This is a genomic window from Microbacterium sp. MRS-1, assembly GCF_000585455.1.
Lineage (GTDB): Bacteria > Actinomycetota > Actinomycetes > Actinomycetales > Microbacteriaceae > Microbacterium > Microbacterium laevaniformans.
In genome coordinates this window covers 1-7,756 of sequence record NZ_JAUF01000115.1, presented here as the reverse complement: position 1 = coordinate 7,756, position 7,756 = coordinate 1, and the positions used below count along the sequence as shown (strand labels likewise).

Annotated in this window: 8 protein-coding genes; 3 read left to right on the top strand and 5 right to left on the bottom strand. The window is 62.6% G+C overall.

Annotated elements, in window-relative coordinates; all coding sequences use genetic code 11:
• Window positions 1–752: nucleotide sugar dehydrogenase (locus AS96_RS14285; RefSeq protein ID WP_036291190.1), on the bottom strand; the 752-nt coding region annotated here is incomplete at its 3' end.
• A gap of 108 nt (window positions 753–860) precedes the next feature.
• On the opposite strand from AS96_RS14285, the gene AS96_RS14280 reads away from it, so the two are divergent.
• Entirely contained in the window at window positions 861–1,355 is a 495-nt protein-coding gene (locus AS96_RS14280) for a DUF4916 domain-containing protein (protein ID WP_051498908.1), read from the top strand.
• A gap of 327 nt (window positions 1,356–1,682) precedes the next feature.
• Here AS96_RS14280 and AS96_RS14275 read toward each other — a convergent pair whose 3' ends face one another.
• The 4 genes from AS96_RS14275 to AS96_RS14260 all read right to left on the bottom strand — a co-directional run bounded on the left by AS96_RS14275 (window position 1,683) and on the right by AS96_RS14260 (window position 5,306).
• Window positions 1,683–1,991, bottom strand: a complete 309-nt coding sequence (locus AS96_RS14275; RefSeq protein WP_051498907.1) for a Dabb family protein — start codon at window positions 1,989–1,991, stop codon at window positions 1,683–1,685.
• Window positions 1,969–2,952: a GDP-L-fucose synthase family protein gene (locus tag AS96_RS14270; protein ID WP_231477290.1), complete on the bottom strand. Its 984-nt coding sequence runs from the start codon at window positions 2,950–2,952 to the stop codon at window positions 1,969–1,971. Before AS96_RS14270 ends, AS96_RS14275 begins: the two co-directional genes overlap by 23 nt.
• Window positions 2,949–3,977: a GDP-mannose 4,6-dehydratase gene (gene gmd / locus AS96_RS14265; RefSeq protein WP_036291183.1), complete on the bottom strand. Its 1,029-nt coding sequence runs from the start codon at window positions 3,975–3,977 to the stop codon at window positions 2,949–2,951. The genes AS96_RS14270 and gmd overlap by 4 nt, the downstream gene beginning before the upstream one ends.
• 108 nt (window positions 3,978–4,085) lie before the next feature.
• Window positions 4,086–5,306, bottom strand: a complete 1,221-nt coding sequence (locus AS96_RS14260; protein ID WP_036291180.1) for a glycosyltransferase family 4 protein — start codon at window positions 5,304–5,306, stop codon at window positions 4,086–4,088.
• Between the two features lie 290 nt (window positions 5,307–5,596).
• Between AS96_RS14260 and AS96_RS15940 the strand changes: the two genes are divergently transcribed.
• Complete coding sequence (locus AS96_RS15940; RefSeq protein ID WP_155947610.1) at window positions 5,597–5,905, top strand: acyltransferase; 309 nt, start codon at window positions 5,597–5,599, stop codon at window positions 5,903–5,905.
• Window positions 5,906–6,495: 590 nt separating this feature from the next.
• Window positions 6,496–7,599 (top strand): glycosyltransferase, encoded by a 1,104-nt coding sequence (locus AS96_RS14255; protein ID WP_036291177.1) that lies wholly within the window; start codon window positions 6,496–6,498, stop codon window positions 7,597–7,599.
• Window positions 7,600–7,756 lie beyond the last annotated feature (157 nt).

Sequence of the window (7,756 nt, the reverse complement as noted above, 5' to 3'; positions counted from 1 at the left end):
AAGCGACGCCCGATGCGGGCGTCGTGGCCGATGGCGTCGGCCAGCTGGGTGACGTCGGCGCCGGTGACCTCGGCGATCTCTGCCATGGCGTTGATGAAGCTGATCTTGGTCGCGAGAAAGGCGTTCGCCGACACCTTGACGAGTTCGGCGGTCGCGTAGTCGGTGACGATGAACGGCGTGCCCTTGGCGACGGAGGGGTGGTAGACCTCACGCAGGACGGATGCCGCGATCTCGCCCTCTTCGCCGGCCGGCACGCCCGCGACGAGGCGGTCGGGGTCCACGGTGTCTTGCACCGCATAGCCCTCGCGGAGGAACTCGGGGTTCCACACGAGCGTGGCGCCCGTCTCCGACACCCGGGGAGCAAGGCTTGCCGCGGTGCCGACAGGGACGGTCGACTTTCCCGCGACGATGTCGCCGGGCGCCAGGTACGGCAGCAGCCCGTCGAACGCCCCGTTGACGTACGTGAGGTCGGCGGCGTAGCTGTCCTTCTGCTGCGGAGTTCCCACACCGACGAAGTGGACCTTCGCGCCCGCGGCCTCAGCCATGTCAGTGGTGAACCGGAGGTTGCCCGCCGCGATGCCCGCGGTCAGGATCTCCTGCAGTCCTGGCTCGAAGAACGGCGCCTCACCCTTGGAGAGCGCATCGATCTTCCGCTGGTCAACGTCGATGCCGACGACCTCATGACCGATCGATGCCATGGCCGCAGCATGCACCGCGCCGAGGTAACCACAACCGATGACGGACAGCTTCATGGGAGCTCCAAGTTGGGGGACGGTGCGCGAGCTGAGGTGAACACGCAAGACTGTTCCTATCAGAGATGCGTATCCGGCTTGTAAACCGGCGGACGTAAGAGAGGTCACGTGACGTTCCTACCGGCCGATACCTATCGCCTCATCGAGGAGTCGATGCCGATCGCCTGCGTCGACTTCGTCCTGGTGCGTGAACGCAACGGACATCGAGAGCTCGGCCTGATCCTCCGCGACTCACCTCATGGCCGGGTGTGGTGCCACCTCGGAGGTCGCATTCAGCGCGGGGAGACGATCGCCGGCGCCATCCGCAGACACAGCCGCGAGACGATCGGCATCGAGCCGACTCTTCCGCTGAATCCGCAGCCGGACTATGTCTACGAGTGGTTCCCGCCCGACCTGACGCCGACCGACGGAACGGTGTCAGGCGACGACCCACGCAAGCACGCGATCGGTCTCTCCTTCGTCCTCGACGTGGAGGGGGCGCCGCGAGCACGCAACGAGGGTCTCGACTTCGACTACTTCGCGCCACGCGCACTGCCCGCAAACCTCTGGCCCGGATGCCGGGAGTTGTTCGCGCTCCTGAAGCTCGCGTCGCTTCCCAATTGATCTTTACCGGGATTGGGCGTAGTTTCATCGCTTGGACGTCGTCGTCCCACCATTCCGGGGGGAATGGTTGTGTGAGCACTCTGGGGGGATGATGCTCGAGCGTGTCAAGAAGCGCATCAACGCGCTGATCTGGGGAATCGAGAGCGTGAACTGCGCCGAGTGCGGTTCCCGTGTGTCGCCTGGGAAGGCTATCTGGAGCGGACGCGATGCGTACTGCTCGATAGCTCACGAGTTCCGCGACCGCGACTTTGTGGGATGGGCGGCGGTGGCTTCGGAGGTACAAGACCGTACGTCCTCTATCCGCAGCGCACCTGCGCCCGCGTATCGTCAGGCGGCGTAATCGCCGTTCCACCAGTCGGCGATGTGGGACATCGCTTCTGCTGCGTGGACGTGGCGTGGGTCGAGGCGGAACCGCTCGAAGCTGTCCTGATCCACGAAGGTCGCATCTTCGACGATCACTCGCCCTTTTCGCGCGTCGAGCGAGAGTTCCACGCGCCACTCGACCACGCCGGGCAGTGAGGCCAGCGATCGCAAACGTTCGATCGCCCCCTCCACCCGGTCGTGGCTGACATCGTCGTGCACACGGAAGAGCACGATATGACGGAACAGCGCGCTACTCGCGGATGCTGTCGACATGGTCGCGATACCAGGCGACGGTGCGCTCCATGCCCTCTTCGAGCGTGATCTTGGCCGTCCATCCCGCCTCGGCGAGTTTGGAGACATCGAGCAGCTTCTGCGGAGTGCCGTCGGGCTTCGAGGTATCCCAGTCGGTCTCCCCCGTGAAACCCGTCACGCCCGCGATCGTCTCGGCGATCTCACGGATCGTGACATCGGAGCCCGTGCCGACGTTCACCTGATCGGGCCCGTCGTAATGCTCGAGCAGGTGCAGGCACGCGTCGGCCATGTCATCGGCGTGCAGGAACTCCCGCCGCGGGGTTCCCGTTCCCCAGTTGGTGACCGATGGCGCACCGGACTTCGCCGCATCGTCATAACGCCGGATGAGCGCGGGAAGCACGTGCGAACCCTTCGGCGAGAAGTTGTCGTTGGGGCCGTAGAGGTTCGTCGGCATCGCACTGATCCAGGGCAGGCCGTACTGGCGGCGCACGGCCTGCGTCTGCAGGATGCCGGCGATCTTCGCGATCGCGTAGGCGTCGTTCGTGGGCTCCAGGTGCCCGGTGAGCAGGGAGTCCTCACGGATCGGCTGCTCGGCGAACTTCGGGTAGATGCACGACGACCCGAGGAAAAGAACGCGCTCGACGTCGTTCGCGAGTGCAGCGTCCAAGACGTTGACCTGGATGCGCATGTTGTCGCTCAAGAAGTCGACCGGGTACGTGGAGTTGGCGAGGATGCCGCCCACCTTTGCCGCTGCCAGGACGACGTACTTCGGCCTGACCTCGCCCATATAGGCGAACACCGCGTCGCGATCTTTGAGGTCGAGCTCAGCCGACGTTTTGCCGACGATGTTCTCGAAGCCGGCCGACTCGAGCCTGCGCACGATCGCAGACCCCACGAGCCCGCGGTGACCCGCGACGTAGAACGTCGCGTCGCGGTCCAACTCACCCGGCGTGTACTCCACGCCGTCAACAGCCGTCGTCACAGGGTCCCCCACGACGCCAGCTTGACGGTGTCGATCCAGTCGGCGCCCTTTTCCAGTGCTTCCACGTCAGCGTCAACCATGAGCTTGGCCAGTTCCTTCCCATCGATCGTGGGAACCCAGCCGAGCTTCTCCGCGGCCTTGGCCGGGTCTCCGATGAGCGCGTCAACCTCGGTGGGGCGCAAGTAGCGCTCGTCGAACTTGACGAACTCCTGCCAGTCCAGGCCCACGTGTCCGAACGCCGTCTCGAGGAAGTCCTTGATCGTGTAGCCGACACCCGTCGCCAGCACGAAGTCTTCCGGCTCGTCGGCCTGCAGCATACGCCACATGCCTTCGACGTACTCGGCGGCGTAGCCCCAGTCACGGATCGACTCGAGGTTGCCGAGGTAGATGTCCTTCTGTACGCCGGCCTTGATGCGGGCGACGGCGCGCGTGACCTTGCGGGTCACGAACGTCTCACCGCGGCGGGGTGACTCGTGGTTGAAGAGGATGCCGTTCACCGCGAACATGTCGTACGCCTCGCGGTAGTTCTTGGTGATCCAGTACGAGTAGAGCTTCGCGACCCCGTACGGCGAGCGTGGGTAGAAGGGCGTCTCCTCGTTCTGAGGCGGCGGGGTCGCGCCGTAGAGCTCGGAGGTGGACGCCTGGTAGAAGCGGGTCGTGATGCCGGAGAGTCGAACCGCCTCAAGCAGACGGATCGTTCCCGTGCCGGTGGTGTCAGCCGTGTGCTCAGGCTCGTCGAACGAGACACGCACGTGTGACTGCGCGGCGAGGTTGTAGACCTCGTCGGGGTTGATCTCGGACATCAGGGTGACCATACGCGCCCCGTCGGAGAGGTCGCCATAATGCAGGAAAAGCTTGGCCTCCGCGTCGTGCGGGTCGACGTAGAGGTGGTCGATGCGGTGTGTATTGAAGGTGGACGCACGGCGGATGAGGCCGTGCACCTCGTATCCCTTCGAGAGCAGCAGCTCCGCGAGGTAAGAGCCGTCCTGGCCCGTGATGCCGGTGATGAGTGCGCGCTTGGTCATGTCTTCCGATCGATGAGAGGGGGGGGCGATCTTCGGGCAGCATACAGAGCGAAGTCGCACGGAGTGTTTCGCGACGTCAACGATTGTTACCACTTGAATGCTTGTGGCCTAGCTCAGGAGTTGAAGCCAGCGATCAACTGCGCGTACAACATCAAGTTGGTTCTCGCGGAACCGGAGTCCGCTTTCCCCGAACGCGGCGCCCTCCGCATCGGTCATGCTCCACACCGCGGCGACGAGGGCAGCAGGATCTCCTGCTGCAATCACCATGCCTGCGCCCGCCGCGTGAATCTCTGAGGCGGTGATTCCACCCAAATCGGTCGCAGCTACCACGGGGCGACCTGAGTTGAAGTACGAGGTGAGCTTGCTGGGCACGGCCATCTCAGCGACTCCGGGCTTCTCGTTCACAAGAAGGATGTCGGCCGCCGCGAGAGCGAGGGGGTAAAGCTCCGCGGACAACGGGTCAACGAACTCAATCGCACTGCAGCCTTCGGCTCGCACCTCAAGCGCCTGCCGCTCAGCCCCATCCCCTACCAACATGAACTTCAAACGAAGCCCGCCCTGCTCTGCTTTTTTGGCGGCATCGATAACGTTGGCAAGTCCTTGCTTCGATCCCATGTTGCCGGTGTGCACGACGAGGCGCTGATCTCGTGGCCACCCGAGAGCGACTCGGGCTTCATCACGGCTGACCGAGGGAGCGGCCGGCAGGTGTGTCCAGTTGCGAATAACCGCAACGCGAGAACCCTCCACAGACAACGACTCAGTAACGTACTTCGCGAATCGTTCGTGAATCACGACGACGGTGTCTGCTCGGCGCATAACCCAACGCTCGACTCGGCGCGTGACGCTGCCGATAGCGCCACCTCCCTGACCCGTCTCGGCAAGCCCGAGCGTGTAGATGTCCTGGACCCACACGAAGACTCGTCGAGTGGGTCGCAGCTTCAGACGCAGCAGAACAACTGCAGCCGCGAACAGAGCCGGCGTGACCACAACCACTCGATCCTCAGCTCTGATACGAGCAAACAGGAGGCGCAACCCAAAGCTGAGCTCCGAAAGAAGACGCCTGACTCCACGCGGCGGTCGCGGGACGTAGTGACGTCGACGATGCACCTCGACACCCTCAACGTTTTCGACCCTGGACCACTGCTCGTAACCCGGCCGGAACTTCCACTCCGGATAATGAGGCTGACCGACGTGCGCAACAACTCGCACGCCGCGCGCTGCGAGCTCAGCCGCCAGCGATCCCGTGTAGGGAGCGTTCCCTGTCGGCTCGGGCGGGTAGTGCAGACTGAGAATGGAGACGCTTGGATGAGTGGTCACCGCCAGCACCATAGCGGCCGATCGTTACGAACGGATGAAATGCATGCCCGCCTCACCCCTTTCTGCAAACCCCGCACCGACGCTTAGGAAGGCCCCTTGTGAGCGTTAGCCTCCTCCTAACGGCGCTTTCGCCGATCGATCGACTTAGCCAGCGGGCCTACAGGTTGGCAGCACGTCGAGCCCTTGTCGCGGCCGGTGTAGCGGTAGAGGGACTGCCCCTCTGGATCAGCCCTCGCACCTACTGGGACGCGCCGCGGTTGGGGTTGATATCTATCGGAGACCGCTGCGTCATCAGTCATGGCGTGACACTTCTCGTCCACGACTTCTCGATGGATCGCGTCGCAGAACGGCTCCTCGGGACAGATGACCGCGAGATGTTTAAAGCTGGGCCGATTACTATCGGCCGCCAGGCCTTCATTGGAATGGGCGCGACTATTCTGCCTGGTGTATCCATCGGGGCAGGAGCAATCGTTGGAGCGGGTTCAGTCGTGACGAAGAACGTCGACACTGACACCGTTGTCGCCGGTAACCCTGCGAGGCATGTCTTCACCACGGCCGAATACTGGGATCGAAGAAGTGGCGATTTCCAATGGCAGCAACGCAGAAGATGATGCGGCTCAACTAATCGTCACGAAAGGCGCGAGATGGAATCCAGTACCTCCTCAGAAATCCGGGTTGTGAATCTGGCAGATGCGCCCGGAGAGCGCGCCGCCTGGGGTCGCCCCCCTTGGGTTGTATATTCCTGGGCCGTGGTGGAGCGACTTCTCGTCACGAACTCGTGGCAGATTAGTTCGCGACTTCGAGTTGCCGCGCTGCGGCTCTTTGGCGCACAGATCGGGGAGGACGTCATTTTTCGCCCTCGGACCAGGGTGAGCTTCCCGTGGAAGCTCACAGTAGGGGATAGAAGCTGGATCGGCGAGGGTGTTTGGATCCACAACCAGGATCAGGTCTTCATCGGCACGGACTGCGTCGTCTCGCAAGAGTGCTTCTTGACAACAGGCAGTCACGCAATCCGAACGGACATGGGTCTAATCACTCGCCCCATTACAATCGACGACGGAGCTTGGGTTACGGCGCGTTGCATTGTATTGGGCGGCGCACACATAGGTACGTCGTCGGTGGTCACTCCGGGAACCGTGGTTAGCAGCATCATCCCGCCGAACACGATCTGGAATGGAGCAGCAGTCAAGGAAAGATTCAGTTGAAGATCGCACACGTCGTGACGCTGGTTACACCGACCGGTGACTTTGGAGGCCCAGTCCGCGTCGCCGTCAATCTAGCGAAGGCGCAGAGCGCGCAGGGGCACGAAGTGACGCTACTCGGCACTTACGCCGGATACAGCGCCCCACCGCGGGACATCGAAGGAGTACCCGCCGTGCTCTTCCCCGCCCGACAGATTCACCATCGCCTGGGTTTCGCAGGAATGATCTCACCGTCGCTCTTGCTGCACCTGGTCAGGTCGAGCAAAGCGTACGATGCTCTTCACATTCACATGACTCGCGATTTGGTGACGCTCCCGACGGCCCTTCTTGCTGCGCTGAATCGCACGGCCTTCGTGGTCCAAACACACGGGATGATCGACAAGACTGCGAGTCGGATGGCGCAAGCGATCGATGCCTTCGCCACGCGCTTCGTATTGCGAAGGGCGCGACGCGTCTTCTTCCTCAACTCGATCGAACATGATGCGCTCCGCGATGCCTTCCCTACGCTCAACATGCGTCTACAACGGCTCAACAATGGGGTTCCGCGGTCCGACCTCCGCGCAAATGTGAGGGAGTGCTCTGAGATCCTGTTTCTCGCGAGATTGCATCAACGAAAACGGCCGCTCGCTTTTGTTCAAGCCGCCAACGAACTCGTGAACGAGTTCCCCTCCGTGCGCTTCACCCTCGTAGGCCCGGACGGTGGCGAAGGCAAGAGAGTCCTCACCGCAATCGAAGGCGGCGGGGCGGACCAGATCACATGGGAAGGGCCCCTTGCGAGTAGTCAGACGCTCGAGCGTATGGCGAAGGCGAGCATCTACGTTCTTCCTTCTATTGATGAGCCCTTTCCGATGTCAGTCCTCGAAGCAATGTCGGTAGGCCTCCCGTGCGTAGTCACGGACACATGTGGTCTCGTCGGCAATCTCCCAACCAATGACTCGCTAGCTGTCGTCGACGACTCGATCGGTGCCCTTGTCAAGCGTCTCCGCCGACTGATTGAAGATGACAGAGAACGCGGTAGGTTGGCTGAAGCCGCGATCGCCGACGCAGAGCAGATGAACATCGACCACATCGCGACCGAAGTTCTGCGGTGTTACAACAGCTAGCGACCAAGTAAGCAGCGGACCACTACTACCGGGACCCTGCCCGCTCTGGCATGGGAAGTTTCCGGTAGTCCTCGAAGGCCTGAGCACGAGGTTGACTAGGCCGTGTTGCTAAATGCTGTTGTGGGGCGGGTGGGCGATCCTTGAGGTGTGTCGCGAG

Coding starts and splice junctions, on each gene's coding strand:
- AS96_RS14275 (WP_051498907.1), bottom strand. CDS start 1,991: ATGTCGACAGCATCCGCGAGTAGCGCGCTGTTCCGTCATATCGTGCTC.
- gmd (WP_036291183.1), bottom strand. CDS start 3,977: ATGACCAAGCGCGCACTCATCACCGGCATCACGGGCCAGGACGGCTCT.
- AS96_RS14260 (WP_036291180.1), bottom strand. CDS start 5,306: ATGGTGCTGGCGGTGACCACTCATCCAAGCGTCTCCATTCTCAGTCTG.